Source organism: Myxococcus llanfairpwllgwyngyllgogerychwyrndrobwllllantysiliogogogochensis, assembly GCF_006636215.1.
GTDB lineage: Bacteria > Myxococcota > Myxococcia > Myxococcales > Myxococcaceae > Myxococcus > Myxococcus llanfairpwllgwyngyllgogerychwyrndrobwllllantysiliogogogochensis.
This window is the reverse complement of record NZ_VIFM01000078.1, coordinates 14,223-35,330: the sequence shown is the minus strand read 5'-3', so window position 1 is coordinate 35,330 and position 21,108 is coordinate 14,223. Positions and strand designations below refer to the sequence as shown.

The window sequence follows — 21,108 nt, the reverse complement described above, 5'->3', positions numbered from 1 at the left end:
GCGGACAGGCGTGGTCATGAGGCCCCCCACTCCACGGACACCTGAGCTGACATTGTTCGCTGCTTCGGTCGCCACGCCATAAAGACACTCCCTCTTGTCTCCGGCGGCGCAGTCAGCACACCGGACAGACACAGGAGATGGCGCACCGGGGAGCAGGTTGCGACCCGGTTGTTGCTGCGAACGGACGGCGCCGGGGCGCCGCTTCCAGTTACGTGCCGCAAATCCCCGCTGTCACACTCCCCACTCGAAGCAATCGCGCCCCCAGTGTCTCCAACGCGGCCGCCTGCGCCGCCGACAGCCGCACGCCCGGTCGCGCCTTCTGCACCATGGCCAGGGCTTGCTTCGCATCGGGAGCCAGTCCACGCGCCAGGAGGAGCGCGGCAGCCACCATGCCCGTGCGCCCATGTCCCTGCGCGCAGTGGATGTAGAGCGGCGTCGGCAGCATCGCCCAAGACTCGACGCAGGACGCCAGGCGCTCCACCGGCGGCGCCGTCGCGTCGAGGATGGGATGACAGACGTAGTGCTCAACACTCCGGATGCCTTCGGGCTCGATGAACTCGGACGTCAGGTCCACCACCGTCCGAGTACCCACCGGTAACTCCCCCGCCAACAACCGACGCCCGATGAGGATGCCGGGCGCGACCTCGTCATGCACTGATTCGCGCGAGAGCCGCCGCGCGAGTCGCCACGTCGCCCAGGTCATCAGCAGATAGGGCAACAAGACGACCAGCGCCCAGGGATGCATCCGTCCATCGGAGCACTTACCAAAAACCGCCGGCCACGCCCCGGCATACGCCACCGCCACGAGCGCGAAGCTCAGCGCGGGCCAGAGCAACCCCCACCCCAGGCCCCGAAGCTGGAAGGCCAGGACCATCAGCAGCGCCGCGAAGACACCGAAGACAAATGAGTACTTCAGGCCCGCCATGGGATTTCCACCCTCTCACCCCGCGACCTTCTCGACGCCCACCGGCTTCATGCCGCATGCGCTCGAGTATCGGGCCGAACCGCACCCTACGCGAGCGCCTGCAGCCGACGATGGCCGGTCAGCGCGGCGTCAGCTTGAGCAGTCGCCCGTTGTCGTCGTCGGTGAGCAGATAGAGCGCGCCCTCGGGGCCCTGGACGACCTCGCGGATGCGCGAGTCCTGGTCCAGGAGCAACCGCTCCTCGCCCACCACGCGGTCGTCCTTGAGCACCAGCCGCACCAGCGCCTGGCTCGACAGACCGCCGATGAAGAAGTTGCCCTTCCATTCAGGGAACAGGTCTCCCGAGTAGATGGTCATCCCCGAGGGCGAAATCACCGGGTCCCAGTAGTACACGGGCTGCTCCATACCCGGGCCCTGCGTGGACTTGTGGATGGGCGCACCCGAGTACTCCTCGCCGTAGCCAATGGTGGGCCAGCCGTAGTCCTTGCCCTTCTCGATGAGGTTCAGCTCGTCGCCACCGCGCGGCCCCATCTCCACCTCCCAGAGCCGATGCTTGCTGTCGAGCGCCGCGGACAGGATGTTTCGGTGGCCCAGCGTCCAGATTTCAGGCCGCGCATCCTTGCGACCGACAAACGGGTTGTCCTGCGGAATGGAGCCGTCCGGGTTGATGCGGACAATCTTCCCGAAGTCGCTCTTCAGGTCGCGCGCCTGGACGCGGCCCTGGAGAATCGAGCGCTCACCCAACGTGACGAACAGCTTCCCATCCGGCGCGAAGACCAGACGCCCACCGGCATGCAGCGTCGACTCCAGCGTGGGCTCCATCCGGAAGATGACCTTCAGCCCCTCGACCTTGGGCTTCGCCCCATCCACCAGCTTCGCGCGCGCCACCGCGAGCCCGTTGCCGCCCTCGCGCGGCTCGTAATAGCTCCAGTAGATGAGGCCACTGGTGGCGTAGTCCGGCCCCACCTCCACGTCGAGGAGCCCGCCCTGGTTGCGCCCATCCACGCGCGGCACACCCGCGACGGGCTGCGACTTCTCGCCCTTCGGCGTGACGATGAAGATCTTCCCGGTCGGCTTCTCCGTCACCAACATGCGCTGGTCCGGAAGGAAGGCGATGGCCCACGGCTTGTTGAAGCCCGAGGCCACCTCGGTGACTCGGAACGGCGTGCGCGTCTGGACGCCCGGCGCGCGCGTCTGGCCCGGGAAGGCCGGCTTGAACTCGGGCACGTTGGGCGGCGCCGTCTCGACGGGCGCACCGGTGGGATTCGGTCCCTGGCGGGGCTCGGACTGCTGGCTGCCCGCGGCACCACCGGGGGCCATGTTGCCACTGGGCTTCGTGGGTTTGGCGGGAGCCTGCCCGTGGGCGGCCCCCGCGAAGGACAGGAGGGTGGTGCAGGCCAGGGTCGTCAGCAGGGTACGCATGAAGTCACTCCGCGAGCTGGGATGGAAACGAAGCTCTGCCGGCGTGCAGCAAACCCGAAGTGCGCTGCGGGGTGGAAGAACGATGCGTCCAACACCCGGCAACGAGCAGAAGTGGACGTCTGGCCCCCGCCTGATGGGCACCGTCGCTCAGTCGACGGGCATCTCGTCGCGAATCCAGGCCGTCACGGAGTCGTGTCGCGGCGCCCACCCCAGCTCGCGCCGTGCCCGCTTCGCTCGCACCCGACTGTTGGAGCCGAACGAGTAGCGAGCGTGGCCCTCGCCCCACTCGCGCGAGGCCTCCTCCACCGTCCACGACCGCACCGGGCCCAGCTTCAACCGCGCCGAGATGGCCTCGCCAATCTCCGCGTAGGACGCTTCGCCGTTCTCCACGAAGTAGAAGGCCCCCGCCGGCGCCCGCTCCAGGGCCAGCGCATAGAGCGTGGTGACATCGTCGAGGTGCACGTTCGACCAGCGGTTGATGCCCTTGCCGACGATTCGCACCACCCCGCTCTTGCGCGCCTGGGCGATGAGCGGCGGAATCTGCACGCTGTCGCGGCTCAGCCCCTTCCCCGAGCCGTAGATCATCGTGTTGCACAGGACGATGCCACGCGCGCCCTCGGCGGCGAGGACACGGTTGTCGAGCGCATGCCGCGCCTGCTTCTCCGGCTCGACGATGAAAGGCGTCTCCTCGTCGAACACGTTGGGCGACAGGGCATTGCCCTTCACGTCATCACCAATGACGCTGGAGCCGCTGGTGTGGATCAGCGGCTTGCCGGAGCCTCGCACGCCGTCAATCAACGCCAGGATGGCCTGCTCGTGGTCGCTGCTGGCGGCGTTGATGACACCGTCCGCGCGTCGGGCCTCGGCCATGAGCAGGGCCGTGTCGCCCAGGTCTCCACGCACCGGTTCGATTCCGAGCGCCGCCAGCTTCCGGGCCTTCTCGTCGTCGCGCACGAGCCCACGAATGGCATGCCCCCGAGCTTTCAAGTCCAACGCCAGGGAGCCACCGATGAAGCCGGTGGCGCCAGTGATGAAGAGGTTCATCGCGAGGTCTCCAGGGAACAGGGCAAGCGCAACGTGCGCACCGCATGCTCGCGAATGAAGCCGCTCCCCGGCGGGGCTTTTCCGCCGCGCGGTGAACACTGAACACCCGCGGCCCACATCACCCAGCGGTTTTCGCGGACGTCCAGTCCAGCGCGGTCCCGCACGTCTTGCAGTAACGGGCGTCCAGGTCGTGCCCCTGCGCGCCACAGCCGGGACACGCCTGGGTGTCCGGACGCTGCTTCGTGGCGGCGGCCAGCTCCACGGAGACGATGCCCGTGGGCACCGCGAGGATGCCGTAGCCCATGATCATCAACACCGACGCGATGAACTGACCGGGCACCGTCTTGGGAGTGATGTCGCCGAAGCCCACCGTCGTCATCGTCACGATGGCCCAGTACATGGACCGGGGGATGCTGTCGAAGCCGTGCTGCTCCCCTTCCACCAGATACATGATGGCGCCCATGACCACGTCCACGGTCAACACGAAGCCGAGGAAGACGATGATCTTCCCCCGGCTCGCGCGCAGCGCGGTGAGCAGGACCTCCGCCTGCCCCAAGAGGTGCCCCAGCTTCAGCACCCGGAAGACCCGCAGCAGGCGCAGCACCCGGACCACGAGCAGCGTCTGCGCCCCCGGAAAGATGACGCTCAGGAAGGACGGCAGGATGGCCAGCAGGTCCACCAGCCCGAAAAAGCTGCGCGCGTAGTCCAGCGGTCGGCGCACGGCGATGAGCCGCAACACGTACTCGAGCGCGAAGATGATGGTGAAGAACCACTCCGCCACCTGCAGGGCGGACGCATACCGGACCCGGATGGAGGACACGCTCTCCAGCATCACCGCCGCGATGCTGAACACGATGGCCCACAGCAGGGCCACGTCGAACGCCTTTCCCGCCGGAGTGTCGGCCTCGAAGATGATGGTGTGGAGACGGGCGCGGAAACCACCCTGGGGGCTCTGCTCGGAGGACCTGGACACGGGGCGGCAGTCTAGGCGCAACGCGCGGCCGGACGCAGGAGCTTCGGCCTCCTGGTAGATTGAGACACCATGTCCATCACCCACGACACGCTCGTCGAGTACCTCCGGAACCAGCCCGGCCTCGAGGATGCCGTGAAGGAGCTGGACGACGTCCCCATGCAGGTCCCCGCCCACTGGGAATGGATTGGCGGCATCCACGACGACGGCCTCGGAGCGACGACGTCCGTGAGCTATCGCGCCTGGACCCACTTCGCGCTGGGCTTCTATCCCTACAACGGCTGCGACCTCTATCGCGACACCCGGAGCAGCCGCGTCATGCTCTCCTACGTCGAACTCGGAGGGCACGGGGCGAGAAGGATCAGCTACCTGGTCACAAAGCATTCCCCTTTCATCCACGAGCCTGTCGCGGCCCACCTCCAGGTGCCCCCGGAACTCCACGACGACCTCTTCGCCGCCCTGCGCGAGCTCGGGATGAGCGAACAGACGCTTCGAGCCCAGGCGGAGCGGTACAAGAACGTCTCGAACATCCTGGAGCCCCTGCCCGAGGACCGGCTCACGGGCGCGAGCATCCGCGGAGAGCGCGGGCAGACGCAGCTCGACCTGACATTGATGGGTCCTCGGGCGACGCTCCGTGCCCTGCGCCAGCGCTTCCACCGCGCCTGAGGAGCCCTTCGCCTACAAGCGTCCGGATCCCTTCGAGGGATGCGCGGGTCGACGGAAGCGCCCCTTGCGCTTCACCTCGTCGGCCCTGCACACGCGCACCCCAAGGAAGCGCTGGAGCTGGTCCAACGCCAGGTCGTGGTCCGTGTCGCTCTCCGCGCAACAACAGTCGCTCAGCACGGTGATGTCGTACTCAAGCATGTGCGCGTCATGGGCGCTGAAGAAGACACACAGGTTCGTGGCGATGCCCGCCATCAGCAGCTTCTTCGTCCCCAGGTGCTCCAACAGGGGAACCAGCGACGTCGCGAAGAAGGCCGAATGCTTGGGCTTGAGGACGAAGTAGTCCGTGGCATGTGGTCGCAAGGCCCGGACGATGCCTCGGCCCCGGCTGCCCGCCCGGGTACAATGCCGGTAGACGTCCCGGAAGTTGCTGCGCCAGTGGTTGAAGTTGTCGTTGACGTAGATGACCGGCACCCCTGCCTTGCGCATCCGCGCGGCGAAGGGTGCCAATCGCTCCACCATCCGCGACGCCCAGGGGAGCACATGCTCTCCCCCGGGAAAGTCCAGGTCGTTGATGACGTCGATGATGAGCAGCGCGGTGTCCGCGCCCCTCAAAGCCTTCGAGCGCGTCCCCTTCCCCGACTTCAGGACCGGCTTCGCCACGTGGACCTCCCGGGACGTCAAGGTAGCCACGGCCCAGGCGACTGAGCAGTCCCCTTGAGAAGCCACGGGCCCGAACGCCGCGCGCCCGGGCGGACTACGGCCTCGCCGTGACGCTCAGGAGGCGAACCTGGGTGTTGATCCACGGGATGTAGTTGGAGACCCGGGCATAGATGCCGGGCAGGCCGGGCCTCGCGCAGCCCACGCCAAAGCTCACGACGCCCTGAAGCACGGGTTTGCCCTGCGCTCCGAGAATGAAGAGCGGTCCCCCGCTGTCGCCCTGACAGGCGTCCTTGCCCCCCTGGCTGTATCCGGCCCCGAGCATCGCGTATGGGTCGATGTGGATACCCTGGGAACGGTAGGACGCCGCCACCTGCCGATGCGCGATGGTGGGGACCCCCACCTGCATCAGCACAGGGGACGTGTCATATCCGCCCTCGCGCGTGAGGCCCCACCCCGCCACCGTCGCCTCGACATTGTCCGGGACGGTCTCTCCCGCGAGCGGGAGCAGGATGGGCTGGACCGTGGCGGAGAACTTGAGAGGCTTCTCGAGCTTGACCACGGCGATGTCGTTCATCGTCGTGTCCGGGTCGTAGGCCGGATGGTAGACGGTCCTCACTCCTCGAACCGTCTGGGCACCCGCCCCGGGCCTCCCAAGGTCGTGCACGCCCGCGGAGACCGTCAGTCCAGACGTGCCGTCGTAGACGCAGTGCGCGGCCGTGACGACGATGTCCGACTCATTCTTCGTCGCGCTGACCCGGATGATCGAGGCGCCACAGAAGTGGCTCCCCTGCTGCTGCATGCTGACGTTCCAGGGGTGGCTCCCCTGGCGTGCCTCCACCCCTCCGACAATCTCCTGGCCGATGCGCTCCACCGCATCGACACCCTGCACGTCCGGACCACCACAGCCCACCAGCCCCACCGCGACAACGACTCCCAGCACGAAGCGCATCGACCCCTCGGATTTCAAGTTCGAGACGCCTTGTGCAAGCCGAAGACCACGCGCGCGAAGGGACTGCGGCGAGGGAAGCCGCGCGAGGAGTCTGGACTGAAGTGAGCGGTTGACGTGTCAGGCCCCGCCCCGGGAGTGCACCTGACGCGTCACGCTGGCCCCCGCCGTGTCGCGATTGAGCGAGCCGCGCGTCTCCTCCCAAAAGCAAAGAGGGCCGCCCCGTGGTGGAGGCAGCCCTCTTCGACAACCTGGTGTCATCCGTCGGATGACGCGGCGCTCAGTGCCCTTCGGCGCCCGTCGCTCCCGCAGGAATCACGGGAGCCTCTCGCTCCGCCCCGCGCAGCGCGAACTTCCGGATGACGATGTAGAAGATGGGCGTCAGCACCAGCCCGAACAGCGTCACGCCGAGCATGCCCGCGAACACCGCCACGCCCATCGCCTGGCGCATCTCCGCGCCCGCGCCCGTGGCCAGCGCCAGCGGCACCACGCCCATGATGAAGGCGATGGAGGTCATCAGGATGGGCCGCAGCCGCAGCCGGCACGCCTCGAGCGCCGCCTGCACCACGCCCACGCCCTCGTCTTCCTGTGCCCTCGCGAACTCGACGATGAGGATGGCGTTCTTCGCCGCCAGGCCCACGAGCACCACGAGCCCAATCTGCGTGAAGATGTTGTTGTCCCCACCTACGAACCACACTCCGGCAATCGCGCTGAGCAACGCCAGCGGCACCGTGAGCAACACCGCCAGCGGCAGCGACCAACTGTTGTACTGCGCCGCCAGGATGAGGAAGGCCAGCAGGATGGCGAGCGGGAAGACGAACAGGCCTTCCTTGCCAGCGAGCTTCTCCTGGTACGTCAGGTCGGTCCACTCGAAGCTCATGCCGGCCGGAAGTGTCTCGGCCGCCACGCGCTCCATCGCCGCCACCGCCTGTCCCGTGCTCACCCCGGGCGCCGCCGCGCCGTTGATATCCGCGGAGGGATATCCGTTGTAGCGCAGCACCTGGTCCGGACCGAACGAGGGCTTCACCGTCACCAGTGACGCCAGCGGCACCATGCCGCCCTGCGGGTTGCGAACCTGGAGTCGGCCGATGTCCTCCGGCTCCATGCGGTGCTTCGCGTCCGCCTGGACGTTCACCTGGTAGGTGCGCCCGAAGCGGTTGAAGTCATTCACATACAGCGAGCCCAGGTGAATCTGGAGCGTCTCGAACACCGAGCCCAGCGGCACGCCCTGCTGCTTCGCCTTCACCCGGTCCACGTCCGCCTGGAGCTGCGGCACGTTGATTTCAAAGCCCGACATCAGGCCCATCAACTGGGGCTCGGCCGAAGCTTTCTGCACCAGCGCCTGCGTGGCGGCGTAGAGCGCCTCCGGCCCCAGCCCCGCGCGGTCCTCCACCTGGAGCTTGAAGCCCGCCATGGAACCCATGCCCGGCACCGGGGGCGGAGGGAAGATGGCCGCGAAGCCCTCCTGGATGCCGCCCAGCTTCGCCTGGAGCCGACCCGCGATGGCGTTCGCGGACAAGTCCTTCGTCTTGCGCTGCTCGAAGTCGTCGAGAACCGCGAAGACGACGGCCGAGTTGGGGGAGTTGACGAAGCCGTTGATGGTGATGCCGGAGAAGGCCACGACGCTCGCCACGCCCTTCTCCGCCAGCATCAGCGCGGACATCCGCTTCGCCACGTCGTCCGTCCGCTCCAGCGAGGATGCGGGAGGAAGCTGCGCCAGCCCCACCAGGTAGTACTTGTCCTGCATGGGCACGAAGCCCGCCGGCACCTTGGCGAAGCCCACCCACGTCAGGAGCAGCAGGCCTCCGTATACGACGAGCGCCAGCGCGCTGACGCGCACCACCCGCTTCACCAGCGACACGTAGCCAGCGGAGGCCTTGTCGAAGAAGCGGTTGAAGGGCCCGAAGAGCCAGCCGCCAAACGCCTTGTCCATGAAGCGCGTGAGGCCGTCCTTGGGCCCGTGGTGCCCGCGCAGCAGCACCCCGGCGAGCGCCGGGCTGAGCGTCAGCGAGTTGAAGGCCGAGAGGATGGTGGAGATGGCGATGGTCAGCGCGAACTGCCGATAGAACTGGCCCGTGAGTCCGCCGAGGAACGCCGTGGGGACGAACACCGCCGACAGCACGGAGGTAATCGCGATGATGGGGCCCGTCACTTCGGTCATCGCCCGACGGGCCGCCTCCTTGGGATTGACGCCCTGGGCGATGTGTCGCTCCACGTTCTCCACCACGACGATGGCGTCGTCGACGACGATGCCGATGGAGAGCACGAGTCCGAAGAGGGACAGCGTGTTGAGCGAGAAGCCCAACATGTGCATCACCGCCGCCGTGCCCACCAGCGACACGGGCACCGCCGCCAGCGGGATGATGGAGGCGCGCCACGTCTGGAGGAACAGCAGCACCACCAGCACCACCAGCACCACCGCCTCCAGCAGCGTCGTCACCACGTTGCGGATGGACGTGCGCACGAAGAGCGTCGGGTCATACGCGATGCGGTACTCCATGCCCTTGGGGAACGCCTGGCTCAGCTCGTCCATCCGGGCGCGGATGCCCGCGGACACGTCCAGCGCGTTGGAGCCCGAGGCCTGGTTGATGCCGATGGCCACCGCTGACTTCCCATCCAACCGGGCGCGCACGGAATAGGAGTTGGCGCCCAGCTCCACCCGGGCCACGTCGCGCAGGTGCGTCACCTGTCCGCTCTCGCCCACCTTCACGACGATGTCGCGGAACTGCTCCTCGTCCGTGAGGCGTCCCTGGGTGGTGACGGTGAGCTGGAAGGCGGAGCGCTCATCCGGCTGCTGGCCGATGACACCCGCCGCCACCTGCACGTTCTGCTCGCGGATGGCGCCCACCACGTCGCTCGCGGTGAGCCCGCGCGCGGCGAGCAACTGGGGGTCCAACCAGACGCGCATGCTGTACTCGCCCGCGCCCAGCACACTGACACCCCCCACGCCCGGGACGCGCTGGAGGACGTCGCGCACCTGGAGCACCGCGTAGTTGGAGAGATAGAGCGGCTCCAGCGACTCGTCCGGCGACACCAGGTGCACCACCATCAGCAGGTCCGGACTCGACTTCTCGGTGAGCACGCCCAGCCGCTGCACCTCCGCGGGCAGGCGGGGAATCGCGCGGGCCACCCGGTTCTGCACCTGCACCTGCGCGGTGTCCGGATTCACGCCCATGGCGAAGGTGATGGTGACGGCCACCCGGCCATCGCTCGTCGCCTGCGAGGACATGTAGAGCATGCCCTCCACGCCGTTGATCTCCTGCTCCAACGGCGCGGCCACCGTCTCCGCGATGACGCCCGGGTCCGCGCCCGGATAGGCCGCGCGCACCACCACCGTGGGCGGTGACACGGCGGGGTACTCGCTCAACGGAAGCTGTATCAGGGACAGGCCACCGCCAATCAGCAGCAGCACGGACAACACGGCCGCGAAGATGGGCCGGTCCACGAAGAAATGCGCGAACTTCACGGCCGCGCCCCCTCGGCGTGCTCGGAGCCGGCCATGGCCACCATCGTCGGCGCCACCGCCATGCCCGGCCGCGCCATGCCCTTGAGCACCACGCGCTCACCCGCCGACAGGCCCTCGCGCACCACGCGCAGCCCGCCCTCGGTGGTCCCCAGCTCCACGCGCCGCTGCTCCAGCGTCTGGTCCGGACGGACGACGAGCACGTAGCGCCCCTTCTGGTCCGTCCCCACCGCCTGGTCCTGGATGAGGATGGTGGGCCGCGCCGTGCCCGTCTCCAGCCGCACCCGGGCGAACAGGCCCGCCGTCAGCTTCCCATCCGGGTTGGGCAACACCGCGCGCGCTCGCGCCGTGCCCGTCACCGCCGCCACCTGATTGTCCAGGAAGTCCAACCGGGCCTCACGAGGGAAGCCCTCTTCACCCGTCAGCGCCACACGCACGGGCACCGCGTTGACGCGGCCGTCCTTGCCGCGCGCCCCCGAGGCCGTGCCCGCGAAGCGCAGGTACGTCGCCTCGTCCACGTCGAAGTAGACGTAGAACGGCTCCACCGAGACGATGGTGGTGAGCAACGTGGCGTTGGCGCTGCCGCCGCTGACCAGGTTGCCCGCCGTCACCAGCGCCCGCCCCACCCGACCACTCACGGGCGCACGCACGCGGGTGTCATGCAGGTCGATCTCCGCCGAGCGAGCCGCCGCCTTCGCGGACTCGACCCGGGCGCGGGCCTCCGCGCGCTCCGCCATCAACACATCGAAGTCGCCCCGGGAGATGGCCTGCTCGGCCACGAGCTTCTCACCGCGCTCGAACTTCTTCTCCGTCAACGTGCGCCGCTCCTCGGCCTGACGCAGGTCCGCCTGGGCCCGGGCGTTCGCCGCCTCGAAGGTGCGCGCGTCGAGCTGGAACAACACCTGTCCCGCGGTGACGAGGCCCCCCTCCTGGAAGCGCACCGCATCGATATAGCCACCGACGCGAGGCCGCAGCTCCACGCTCTGCACCGCCGCGAGGGTGCCGGTGAATTCGGCGCTGTCCGCCACCTGTCGGGTGACGACCTCCGCCGCGACGACAGGAGCCGCCGCCGGCTTCGCCGGGCCTGCTCCACCTTGCGCGTCCGAACCCTCGTCGCGCGCGAGGACAAGACCGCCCACCACCAGCGGGAGGGCCAGAGCCCCTCCCACCGCTGCACGTTTCCAATTCATGGCTGACTCCAACTTCCATTCAGGGGTCGGGACACACCGGTGGCGCTCGCACGCATGCGTGTGCACCTCCGGCGGCCCGTGAAAAACAGGACGAGGAACGACTGCGCGAACGTCACCCGGCCGGTCGGTGTGGCACCGCCGGGAGACAGGGTGTGTGGGTGTCTGGGACGGGCGCGGGAGCGCGGCGCACCGAGCCTGGAGACAGGCTCGGCCCCCGCGTCAGGGCCCGTGAGGTGCTAGCGAGACATGGAGCGACAACAGCGCACCGGGGGACGGGACGCTCGAGGCGGGACACGCCTCACCGCGGAGGTAATTTGCAACATTGCCTCTTACTAATTACCCCGAGGCCTGACGCGCAACGCAATTTGAAGCGGCCGGCCCCGAGGTGGGACGTCACTTGCTGGTGACGGAGCAGCCCGGGGATGGCCGCCAGTCGCGCAGCGCGGTGACGAGGTCGTCCTGTTGGGCGGTGACACCTTCGGGTGCGTCGCGCTTGTTGACGCTGGCCGGGCGCGTGAAGTCGAGCAGGTCCACGGGCGCGGGTCGTGACGGGCAGCCTTCCTTGAAGGACTTCTCGGCGTCGACGAGCAGGCGGTCCGCGTGGTCATCGGCCGGGTCGGCGGACTCGGGCCACGTCAGCTCGCCGGACAGGGGTTCGGCCTTCTCGGGGGGAAACCACGTCCACCGCAGCGTCGTCTGGCCGGTGTTGCCCCAGAAGCTGCCTCCACCCCCTCCTCCCCGCGTGGTGATTCCGGAGGGCCGCTCCCGCCATTCGATGGGGTAGCCCGCCGGCACCGTGCGTGTGAGCGGGCGAGCACGGTCGACGGTGATGGCCTCATCGGCGAGCAGCAGCACCCACGTCAGCTCCCGCAGCGAATCGACGGAGAGCGTGCCCACCCTCACTCGCGCGAGCCGGTTCGCGTTCGTGGTCTTCACATCCACCTGACCGATTCGCTTCGCGTCGTCGTACAACGCCAGGTCGCTGCAGCTCTGCGACACCCAGGCCGCCCCCGTCCCCAGGTGGTAGGCGCGCACCTCGTCACAGAAGCCGTGGTGCCCCCGGCGGCCTCTCAACACCAGCCATCCGTCCTTCGGCATCCGCATGCGCACCACGGGGAGCACCTTGTCGAAGGACGTCCAGCCCCCCTCGCAGCCACGCCACGCCGTGTAGCGCCAGCGCTGGGGCCGGGTGCGAGCATCCTCCTCGCACCCCTTGCGAGATTCCGCTTCCGCTTCGGCGACGGAGGACTCGTCCGGTCGGTCGAGCGCGCGGAGGAAGGCCGCGTCCACCCGGGTGTACGGGCCCTCCATCTCCTTCGCGCAGGCGGTGTCCGACGCGGCGCACAGCAGCGAGGCGAGCCGGTGGTCCGGCTTCACGGAGTCCCGCGTCAGCGTCTCGCGCGCCTCGGGCGGCAGCACCACCGTGCGCGCGCCGGGCTTGCCCAGCTCCAGATAGGACTCCACCCAGGTCCGTCCACCCTGCTTCCACCAGGCCTTCAGGGCCAGCGGTGACACGTCCTCGGGCACCGGCTCGCGCTCCTCGCGGCTCATCGCGAAGCAGCGCGACGTGAGCAGCTCGCGCAGGGCTTTGGCGCCTGCCTTCCGGTCACCCCCGTCCGGAAGGGTTTCCAGTCGTGCATCCAGCGCCAGCAGGCGCTCGCGCGCGGCCGTCCACTCGGGCGAGGCTTCGGGGCACGGGGCGAAGACCTTCTCGTCCGCCGGTGGCCGGGCGGACAGGAGCACACCCAGGGTGAGCAGGGGCAGGAGCATGGGCGCTCCAGAATCGCGCATTTCCCAGGGACGGGGCCAGGACGTCCCGCGGCGTGACACTTCCCGCCCGGAGGCTCGGCAGGCCCGTTGAGGTGGATGGGGCTTGGTGCTAACCCCATGGCCGCCCATGCCACGTACGACGACCCTGGAGCTCTACAAGGAAGAGATGAAGTTCTCGGCCGGGCACTTCACCATCTTCTCCGCGACGCACCGCGAGAACCTGCACGGCCACAACTTCACTGTCTACGTCGCGCTGACGGGCGAGGTCGCCGACAACGGGATGCTGTCCGACTACGGCCCCCTGAAGCAGACCATCATCGCCCGCTGCCGCACATGGAACGAGACGTTCTTCCTCCCGGAGCACTCCCCGCACCTGAAGCTCGAGCGGGACGCGAAGGGCAATGTCCTGGCGCGCTTCAACGGCGAGGAGCTGCGCTTCCTCGCGCGCGACATCACCGTGCTCCCGGTGGAGAACGTGACGCTCGAGGAGCTGGCGCGCGTCTTCGGTGAGGAGCTGGTGGGCGACGGCACCGCCCTGCGAAAGGACGGCGTCACCCGGCTGGTGGTGAAGTGCGCTTCCGGTCCGGGGCAGTCGTCCTCCTGGGAGTGGGTGGCTCCGTGACGAACGACTGGGCCATCGTCACGGGCGCCAGTCGGGGCATCGGGCAGGCCCTGGCCGCGCGTTTTCGCCAGGAGGGCTGGGGCGTGCTGAACCTGGCGCGCCAGCCGAGCCACGTGCCGGGCGTCGTGGACCTGAGCGTGGACCTGGGCTCCGGCGACTGGGAGCCCCGCGTGGAGGCCGCGCTGCGCGACGCCGTGGGACAGGCGAAGGGGCGCGTCAGCCTGGTGCACAACGCGGCCATCTATGACCACGACGACGCGCTGACGCTGACGGCGGCGCAGCTTCGCCGGGTGCTGGAGGTCAACGTCGTCGCGCCCGCCGTGCTCAACCGGCTGACGCGGCCCTACCTGGGCGACGGCTCCTCCATCCTCTACGTGGGCTCCACGCTCTCGGAGAAGGCCGTGCGGGGCAATGCCTCCTACGTGACGTCGAAGCACGCGCTCGTCGGGCTGATGCGCTCCACCTGCCAGGACCTGGCGGGCACGCGCATCCACACCGCCTGCGTGTGCCCGGGCTTCACCGACACGGAGATGCTGCGCGAGCACCTGGGCGACGACGCGGCTCGCACCGCCACCATCGCCGCCAAGTCGACCTTCGGGCGCCTCATCACCCCGGAGGAGATCGCCCACGTCCTCTACTTCTGCGCCACCACGCCCACGGTGAATGGCGCGGTGCTCCACGCCAACCTGGGCCAGGTGGAGACCTGAGGGCTTTAGCCCTCGGCCGGATAGACGGTGCACTGCGAGGTGCACGTCTCCGACACGCGCAGCTTCACCACGCGCGCGGTGGCGAAGCTCAGCCGCTCGAACACCCACGCGGCCAGCAGCTCGCTGGTGGGGTTCTCCAGGCCGGGCACGTCGTTGAGCAGCCGGTGGTCCAGCAGCGCGTGCAGCGGCTGCCACGCGGCGTTGAGCTCCGCGAAGTCGACAATCCAGCCGAAGTGCGGGTCCACCGGCCCCCGCACGGTGATTTCGATGCGGTAGCTGTGCCCGTGGACGCGCGAGCACTTGTGGCCAGGGGGGACGTTGGGAAGGCGGTGCGCGGCCTCGAAGGTGAACTCCTTCGAGATCTCGGTCACCAGCGAGGCTTTCTTCGTCGAGACGGGCTCCATTGGACCGGCCTTCTACCCACGTTTGTGTCCGGGCGTCGAGCCAAGACACGGGCCGGGCTCCCACCCCTGCCTACCGGCGCACCGCCGCGAGGATGTAGCGGGGCAGCAGCTCCTCCCGGAAGGTCTTCCAGAGGTTGAACTGGCCGTAGTTGCCGCCGGTGAACATCACCGTCAGCTCCAGTTCGGGGATGACCATGACGTACTGCCCGCCGTTGCCGCCTGCTTCATATTCCGCGTAGACGCGCTCGCCCACGCGCAGCTCGTGACGCCACCACGCGTACCCGTAGGTCCGGTCCGGGCTCATCACGGAGTGGCGGGTGATGGAGCGCTCGACCCAGCGCTTGCTGACCACGCGCCTGCCGTTCCACACGCCGCCCGCCAGGTAGAGCTGCCCCAGCTTCAGCGCGTCACGGGGACGCGCGTAGAGGCCGCCGCCCAGGTACGCCTCTCCATCCGGCATCAGGTTCATCGCGTAGCGGCGGAACTGGAGGGGCTCGGCCACGGTGCGCGCGAAGTGCTCGGGCAGCCACGTGCCCGTCGCGTTGCGCACCATGCCGCCCACCAGGTTCATCCCCGCCGAGCAGTACACCGCCTGCGGCTCTCCGGGCGCCCGGCCCATGGGCAGGTCGAGCGTGTATGTGTACCAGTCCCCCTCCTGATCCTGGAGGGCGTTCTCGTTGCCAGGGGACTCGTCGTTATTCTCGTCGCAGTCCAGTCCCGACGTCATCGTCATCAGGTGCTCCAGCGTGAGCTGGGCCTTGCGCGGGTCCGCGGGCGCGGCGCTCTTGTACGAGGGGAACAGCGAGTAGACGGGCGTCTCGGGTGAAAGCTTCGCACCCTGCTCCATCGCCGTGCCCACCAACACCGGGGCCAGCGTCTTGGACGCGGAGCGCAGGTCATGCAGGCGCTCCTTGTCGAACCCGTGGAAGTACTCCTCGACGACGAGCTTGCCCTTGCGAGCGATGAGCACGCCCTGGATGAGCGGCCCCGCCGACGGGCCCGGCTCGGTGTCGAGGATGCGCTGCACCAGCGCATGGATGGGCGCGGGGTCCATGCCCACGTCGGAGAGCGACGCCGTCGCCCAGCCATCCTGCTCCGCGACAGGTTGGCGGTAGGCATAGGGCCCGGACGCGGGCGTGCGCGGGTAGAGGCCCACGGCCTGGTCGCGCTCCTTCTTCGTGAAGTTGATGGGGCCCAGGAAGAGGATGGGCACCGTCAGCCGACCGAAGCGCGGGTCGAAGGTGCCCTCGAACATCGTCGGACCGCGCGGGTCCACCAGCTTCACCGCGTTGCCCTGCATGGAGACGTTGAACGCGAACTGCTTGCCGAAGCCCTTCTCCGGATCTCTCAGGTACGCGGCGATGGTGCCGTCCGGCCGCGCGTACACGACGAGGTACAGCGTGAAGCGGTCCGCCCACGGCGTCACCTGGCCCCGCCACACGCCCTTCTGGAGCGCGCGCAGCTCCACGGGCGTGGCGTACTGAACGCCGCCCACCACGACGCGCGGCTGCACCCAGTGGCCCCGGATGAGCTTGCCGTCGATGCCCACCACGCCCCGGAACGTCCCCAGCCCTCCCGGCATCGTCACCGTCAGCGCGTTCTTCTCCAGGCGCCCCGGTGCCTCGTACCCAGCGATGCGCGCGCGCCACGTGTCCCCTTCGCGGAACACCGTCAGCTCACCCTGGATCTCGGGCCCGAAGACAGGCTCTCCGGCCCAGATGCCCAGGAGCTTCGTCGCGGCGTCAGCGGGGGCCTCGACCTTCGCGGGCTCGACGGAGTCCTTCGCGGGCTCCGCGCCCAGGACGTATGAGGGCAACGCGAGCAGCGCCAGCAGGGCGCCCAGCGGGGCACGGGCCGAGGGGGACATGGCGTGATTCCTTGGTGGACGAGCGAGGGGGTTCACCACCCGTCTCCCTACGCGGGAGCCTCCACGCCGATTGCAATCCACTTGCACGAATGTCCCCGGGCGGGACGCGGTCCCCCGGGCTATCCTCTGGGGCCATGAGTCAGGAGGCCAGGACGGCCGGTCGCCCCGCCGGGGGGCTGGCGGGAGGACAGCGTTGCTTGCACCCCGGGCGCGGGCCGCGTAGCGATGGTGCTCCGGCCGCTGCACGGTCCTCGCGCGCATGAAGCTCTCCCTCGCCACCCGCATCTTCCTGGGCTACGCGGTGGTGCTCGTCACCTTCGGCCTGGTGTCCCTCTTCAGCGTCGCGGAGCTGCACCGCAACCGGCTGGAAATCCGGCTGCTGAGCCAGGGCTATCTCCAGCTCTCCCAGGACGCGGCGGAGATGGAGATGAACCACGCCAACCAGCAGCGGCACACCGCGCGCATGCTGGAGGAGGACAGCGCGGAGATACGGCGCGCCATCATCCGCCTGGCCCGCGTCTACGTGCCCACGGCCTTCATCTCCCAGCGGCTGGCCACCACGCGCGAGCGGGCCACCCAGCTTCGGGACATGGCCCCGGCGAGCGAGGTGCCCTTCATCGAGGAGTTGGAGGCGCGCCTCCTCGAGCTGGACTCGCGCTACCGCGAATATGGCCGCGCCGCGGAGAGCGTGTTCGACGCGTTCTCCACGCAGGCGCCGGACAAGGCCCAGGTGGACCGCGCCACCGCCGACGTGCTCACCATGGAGGACGCCATCGGCCGTGAGCTGCGGCTGCTCCGGCTATCCCTGTCCAACCGCATCCGCGAGCGCGTGGACGGCGCGGAGGAGCGCGAGCGCCAGACGGGCCTCGCCATCATCAGCCTCTCCGTCGCGGCCATCCTCCTGGGTCTGGGCGCCACCGCGTGGTCGGCGCGCACGCTGCGCCCGGTGCGCACGCTCATCGAGGGCGTGTCCCGCATCGGCAAGGGTGACTACAGCGCGCAACTGGGCGTGCGCGGGCACGACGAGGTGGCGGTGCTCGCGCGAGCGTTCGACCAGATGGCCCGCTCGCTCCAGGCCCGCGAGGCGCAAATCAAGGCGCAGGCGGAGGCGCTGATGCGCGCCGAACAGCTCGCCGCCGTGGGCCGCATCTCCGCGCAGATTGTTCACGAGGTGCGCAATCCCCTGTCGTCCATCGGACTCAACGTGGAGCTGCTCGGGGACGCGGTGGAGCGCGCGACGTTCCCCGCGCCCGACGAGGCCAACGAGGTGAAGGACTTGCTCTCCGCCGTCACCCGCGAGGTGGACCGGCTGGCGGACGTCACCGAGCACTACCTGCGCATGGCGCGGCCCCAGCGGCCGGACCTGGACCCACGCGACGTGACGGCGGTGCTGGACGGCGTACTGGACTTCTCCCGCGAGGAGCTGATGCGCGCGGGCGTGGAGGTGGTGCGCGAGTTCTCCCCGACGACGCCCCCCGTGCTCGCCGACGAAGGGCAGTTGCGCCAGGTCTTCCTCAATCTCCTGCGCAACAGCCGCGAGGCGATGCCCTACGGAGGGCAGCTCACCATCGCCACCCGCCCCCTGGAGCAGGACGTGGAGGTGACGGTGCGGGATACAGGTCAGGGGATGACGGAGGAGGTGCGCCGTCACCTCTTCGAGCCGTTCTTCACCACCAAGGAGGGGGGCACGGGGCTGGGGCTCGCGGTGAGTCAGCAGATCCTCCAGGCCCACGGGGGCTCGCTCTCCTGCCAGAGTATTCCCGGCCAGGGCACGGCCTTCGTGTTAAGGCTTCCACGCGCATGAGCTTCACATCGTATCGGGACGTGCTGCCCTCCGGGCTGCGCGTCGTCACCGTCGAGACGCCCCACCTCCACACCGCCCTGCTCGCCATCTACGTCCGCACGGGCAGCCGCCACGAGACGCTCGCCAACAACGGCGTCAGCCACTACCTGGAGCACCTGTTCTTCCGGGGCAGTGCGGGCTGGCCGGACACGGTGAAGATGAACGCCGCCGTGGAGGAAGTGGGCGGCAACCTCAACGGCGTCACCACCCGGGACCACGGGTACTACTACACGCCGCTGCACCCCGCGCACATGCGCGTGGGCATGGACATCCTCGGGGACATGCTCACCCGTCCGCGTCTCACGGACATGGAAGTGGAGCGGCAGATCATCCTGGAGGAGATGCTGGACGAGGTGGACGAGAAGGGGCGCGACATCGACCTGGACAACCTGTCCAAGCGCCTGCTCTTTCCCGACCACCCGCTGGCCCTGAAAATCGCGGGCACGCGCGAGTCCGTCTCCGCGCTCGCGCACAACCAGGTGCTGGAGCACTTCGCGCAGCACTACGTCACCGGCAATCTGGTCGTCACGGCCGCGGGCCGCGTGCGCCGCGAGGAGGTGCTGGAGTTGACCGAGCGCGCCTTCGCGCACCTGCCGCGAGGCCCGGCCAGCACGGAGGCGCCCCCGCCGACGGCCGCGCCCGGTCCCCGCCTGCACTTCGTCTCTCACGACGAGTCGCAGACGGAGTTCCGCCTCAACTTCCGCACCGTGCCCGAGCAGCACGACGACTACGCCGCGCTGCAAATCATCCGGCGCGTGCTGGATGACGGCCTGTCCTCCCGGCTGCCCTTCGAAATCGTGGAGAAGCGCGGACTGGCGTACTCCGTCCACGCGTCGCTGGACGGCTACCACGACTCGGGCCTGTTCGAGATTGAGGCAGCTAGCGCGCCGGAGAAGGCCGCGCAGGTGGTGGCCGAGTCGTTCCGCGTGCTGGGCGCGCTGTGCGACGAGGAGATTGGCGAGGAGGAGCTGGCTCGGGCCAAGCGCCGCCACCGCATGCTGCTGGAGTTCTCCCAGGACTCCCCGGGGGAGCTGGCCGGGTGGTTCGGCGGCACGGAGCTGTTCCGCGCCCCGGAGACCTTCGAACACCGGGCGGACCTGGTGGACTCACAGTCCGCCGCGCGCGTGCGCGAAGTCGCGCGGCGCTACTTCCACCGGGACAACCTCATCGCCGTCGCGGTGGGTCAGCGCAAGGGGCTCAAGGCCCTGGAGCGCGTGGTGGCGGAGGCGCCGGGACTGCCCGGAGCGCCCGCCGCGCCGCTGCTGGTCAGCGGCGCCCGCCACGGATGATGACGGGGCCGGTGGACTTCTTCTTCGGCTTGGGAGCGACGGCCAGGAGCGCCTTCTTCACCTCCTGGTACTCCACGTTGTCGGGCTCGCGCGTGAGGGCCTCGTCGATGAGCTTCATGCCCCGAGCCATCTGCGTCTGGAGCTGAGCGGAGAGCTTCGCCAGGGCGACCTTCTCCTCCTGGGAGGCCTCGCCCAGCGCCAGCAGGCGCTCCAGGGACGAGTACGCATCCACCTTGCGCTCCGACTGGAGGAACAGGCGCCACAGTCGGGTGTGCACGGGCGCGAAGCGGGGCTCGGCGCTGAGGGCGAAGCGGTAGCTCTCCTCGGCGCCCTTCAAATCCTTGGCCTCCTCCTGGGCACGGCCGCGCACGTAGAGGGCGCGGGCGAGGCGGGGGCGGAACTGGAGGGCACGGTCCACCAGGGCGAGTGAATCCGCGCGGCGGCCCTGGGCGAGCACCGTCTCAGCCATCCAGGCGAGGGCCTCGGCGTTCTGGGGTTCGGCGTCGACCAGGGGCTTGAGGGCGGCCTCGGCGTCCGTCGCGCGGCCCTGGGCCAGCAGGGCGCGGGCGCGCAGCATGACGACGTCTCCGCGGTTGGCGTCCTTGCCTTCGACGGCCTGGAGGTCGGCTTCGGCCATCTGCGGCACGCCGCTGACGAGAAAGTAGCGGGCCCGCAGGAGGCGCGCGGTGGTGTGCGCGGGGTTCTGCTGGAGCAGCTTGTCCATGAGGTTGGCGGCGAGCAGCTCGTCGCCCTTCATGAGGAGGACTTCCGCCTCCATGGCCTTGGCCTCCGGGTCGTCCGGGCTGTCGCGCAGGACGCTCTCCAGCGTGGCGAAGGAGGCTTCAATCTGGCCTTCGCGGGCCTGGAGCCGGGCCAGGCCGAGCACGTCCGACTCCGTGAGCAGGCCGGAGTCGCGCAGGGTGGAGAGGATGGTGAGGGCCTCCTGGGTGTTGCCGTTGCCCAGGTACAGCTCGGAGAGCTGCTTCTGGATGGAGGGGTCGGTGCCGGGGATGAGGGCCTCGGCCTGCTTGAGGGACATGATGGCCGCGCCCATGTTGTTGTTCATGAGGTGGGCATCGGCCATCAGCAGATAGGGCTCCGCGCTGTCGGGGGCGGCGGTGGCGGCCTTCTTGAGGGCCACGAGGGCGGGGCCGGGCTGCCCGTTGGCGAGCTGGGCGCGGGCTTCCCCCAGGGCGGCTTGGGCCTGTTGGGCACGGTTCTGGACTGCGGCCACCTCCGGTTCCTTGCAAGCAAGCGGGAGGAGGAGCGCCAGGGTCCAGGGAAGGGTTCGAATTCGCCAGGGCATCGCTGAGCGGGAGGGT

At 69.2% G+C, this 21,108-nt stretch carries 17 protein-coding genes; 5 read left to right on the top strand and 12 right to left on the bottom strand.

Going from position 1 to position 21,108, the window contains the following annotated elements:
* Positions 1–208 precede the first annotated feature (208 nt).
* From FJV41_RS20485 to FJV41_RS20470, 4 genes are all read right to left on the bottom strand, one after another.
* A complete protein-coding gene (locus tag FJV41_RS20485; protein WP_141644202.1) occupies positions 209–925 on the bottom strand; it encodes a phosphatase domain-containing protein in 717 nt (238 codons plus the stop codon).
* A 118-nt stretch (positions 926–1,043) separates the two neighbouring features.
* Positions 1,044–2,345: a PQQ-dependent sugar dehydrogenase gene (locus FJV41_RS20480; protein ID WP_141644201.1), complete on the bottom strand. Its 1,302-nt coding sequence runs from the start codon at positions 2,343–2,345 to the stop codon at positions 1,044–1,046.
* A 147-nt stretch (positions 2,346–2,492) separates the two neighbouring features.
* Positions 2,493–3,389, bottom strand: a complete 897-nt coding sequence (locus FJV41_RS20475; RefSeq protein ID WP_141644200.1) for an NAD-dependent epimerase/dehydratase family protein — start codon at positions 3,387–3,389, stop codon at positions 2,493–2,495.
* Positions 3,390–3,507: 118 nt separating this feature from the next.
* A complete protein-coding gene (locus tag FJV41_RS20470; protein ID WP_141644199.1) occupies positions 3,508–4,362 on the bottom strand; it encodes an ion transporter in 855 nt (284 codons plus the stop codon).
* Between the two features lie 69 nt (positions 4,363–4,431).
* Here FJV41_RS20470 and FJV41_RS20465 point away from each other — a divergent pair, with 69 nt between their 5' ends.
* Positions 4,432–5,025: a hypothetical protein gene (locus FJV41_RS20465; protein WP_141644198.1), complete on the top strand. Its 594-nt coding sequence runs from the start codon at positions 4,432–4,434 to the stop codon at positions 5,023–5,025.
* 12 nt (positions 5,026–5,037) lie between these two features.
* Here the strand turns inward: FJV41_RS20465 and FJV41_RS20460 are convergent, their stop codons facing one another.
* From FJV41_RS20460 to FJV41_RS20440, 5 genes are all read right to left on the bottom strand, one after another.
* Positions 5,038–5,685 (bottom strand): cysteine hydrolase family protein, encoded by a 648-nt coding sequence (locus FJV41_RS20460; RefSeq protein ID WP_246137311.1) that lies wholly within the window; start codon positions 5,683–5,685, stop codon positions 5,038–5,040.
* A 94-nt stretch (positions 5,686–5,779) separates the two neighbouring features.
* Entirely contained in the window at positions 5,780–6,634 is an 855-nt protein-coding gene (locus FJV41_RS20455) for a serine protease (protein WP_141644197.1), read from the bottom strand.
* 277 nt (positions 6,635–6,911) lie between these two features.
* Positions 6,912–10,097: an efflux RND transporter permease subunit gene (locus FJV41_RS20450; protein ID WP_141644196.1), complete on the bottom strand. Its 3,186-nt coding sequence runs from the start codon at positions 10,095–10,097 to the stop codon at positions 6,912–6,914.
* Positions 10,094–11,284 carry an efflux RND transporter periplasmic adaptor subunit gene (locus FJV41_RS20445; protein ID WP_141644195.1) on the bottom strand — a complete coding sequence of 397 codons (1,191 nt, stop codon included), beginning with the start codon at positions 11,282–11,284 and terminating at the stop codon, positions 10,094–10,096. Before FJV41_RS20445 ends, FJV41_RS20450 begins: the two co-directional genes overlap by 4 nt.
* A 393-nt stretch (positions 11,285–11,677) precedes the next feature.
* The gene (locus FJV41_RS20440; RefSeq protein ID WP_141644194.1) at positions 11,678–13,054 is read right to left on the bottom strand and encodes a hypothetical protein; all 1,377 of its coding nucleotides are present in this window, start codon (positions 13,052–13,054) and stop codon (positions 11,678–11,680) included.
* A gap of 127 nt (positions 13,055–13,181) precedes the next feature.
* On the opposite strand from FJV41_RS20440, the gene FJV41_RS20435 reads away from it, so the two are divergent.
* Both FJV41_RS20435 and FJV41_RS20430 read left to right on the top strand, forming a co-directional pair.
* Complete coding sequence (locus FJV41_RS20435) at positions 13,182–13,676, top strand: 6-pyruvoyl trahydropterin synthase family protein (protein ID WP_141644193.1); 495 nt, start codon at positions 13,182–13,184, stop codon at positions 13,674–13,676.
* Positions 13,673–14,383, top strand: coding sequence for an SDR family NAD(P)-dependent oxidoreductase (locus tag FJV41_RS20430; protein WP_141644192.1), 711 nt, complete (start codon positions 13,673–13,675; stop codon positions 14,381–14,383). Before FJV41_RS20435 ends, FJV41_RS20430 begins: the two co-directional genes overlap by 4 nt.
* 5 nt (positions 14,384–14,388) lie before the next feature.
* Here the strand turns inward: FJV41_RS20430 and queD are convergent, their stop codons facing one another.
* Together queD and FJV41_RS20420 are read right to left on the bottom strand one after the other, a co-directional pair.
* Complete coding sequence (gene queD / locus FJV41_RS20425) at positions 14,389–14,787, bottom strand: 6-carboxytetrahydropterin synthase QueD (protein ID WP_141644191.1); 399 nt, start codon at positions 14,785–14,787, stop codon at positions 14,389–14,391.
* Positions 14,788–14,857: 70 nt separating this feature from the next.
* The gene (locus FJV41_RS20420) at positions 14,858–16,654 is read right to left on the bottom strand and encodes a serine hydrolase domain-containing protein (RefSeq protein WP_141644190.1); all 1,797 of its coding nucleotides are present in this window, start codon (positions 16,652–16,654) and stop codon (positions 14,858–14,860) included.
* 259 nt (positions 16,655–16,913) lie between these two features.
* On the opposite strand from FJV41_RS20420, the gene FJV41_RS20415 reads away from it, so the two are divergent.
* Positions 16,914–18,458 carry a sensor histidine kinase gene (locus FJV41_RS20415; RefSeq protein WP_141644189.1) on the top strand — a complete coding sequence of 515 codons (1,545 nt, stop codon included), beginning with the start codon at positions 16,914–16,916 and terminating at the stop codon, positions 18,456–18,458.
* The gene (locus tag FJV41_RS20410) at positions 18,455–19,786 is read left to right on the top strand and encodes a M16 family metallopeptidase (protein ID WP_141644188.1); all 1,332 of its coding nucleotides are present in this window, start codon (positions 18,455–18,457) and stop codon (positions 19,784–19,786) included. The genes FJV41_RS20415 and FJV41_RS20410 overlap by 4 nt, the downstream gene beginning before the upstream one ends.
* Here FJV41_RS20410 and FJV41_RS20405 read toward each other — a convergent pair.
* The gene (locus FJV41_RS20405) at positions 19,764–21,020 is read right to left on the bottom strand and encodes a tetratricopeptide repeat protein (protein WP_246137310.1); all 1,257 of its coding nucleotides are present in this window, start codon (positions 21,018–21,020) and stop codon (positions 19,764–19,766) included. The two genes, FJV41_RS20410 and FJV41_RS20405, sit on opposite strands and share 23 nt — an antisense overlap.
* Positions 21,021–21,108 lie beyond the last annotated feature (88 nt).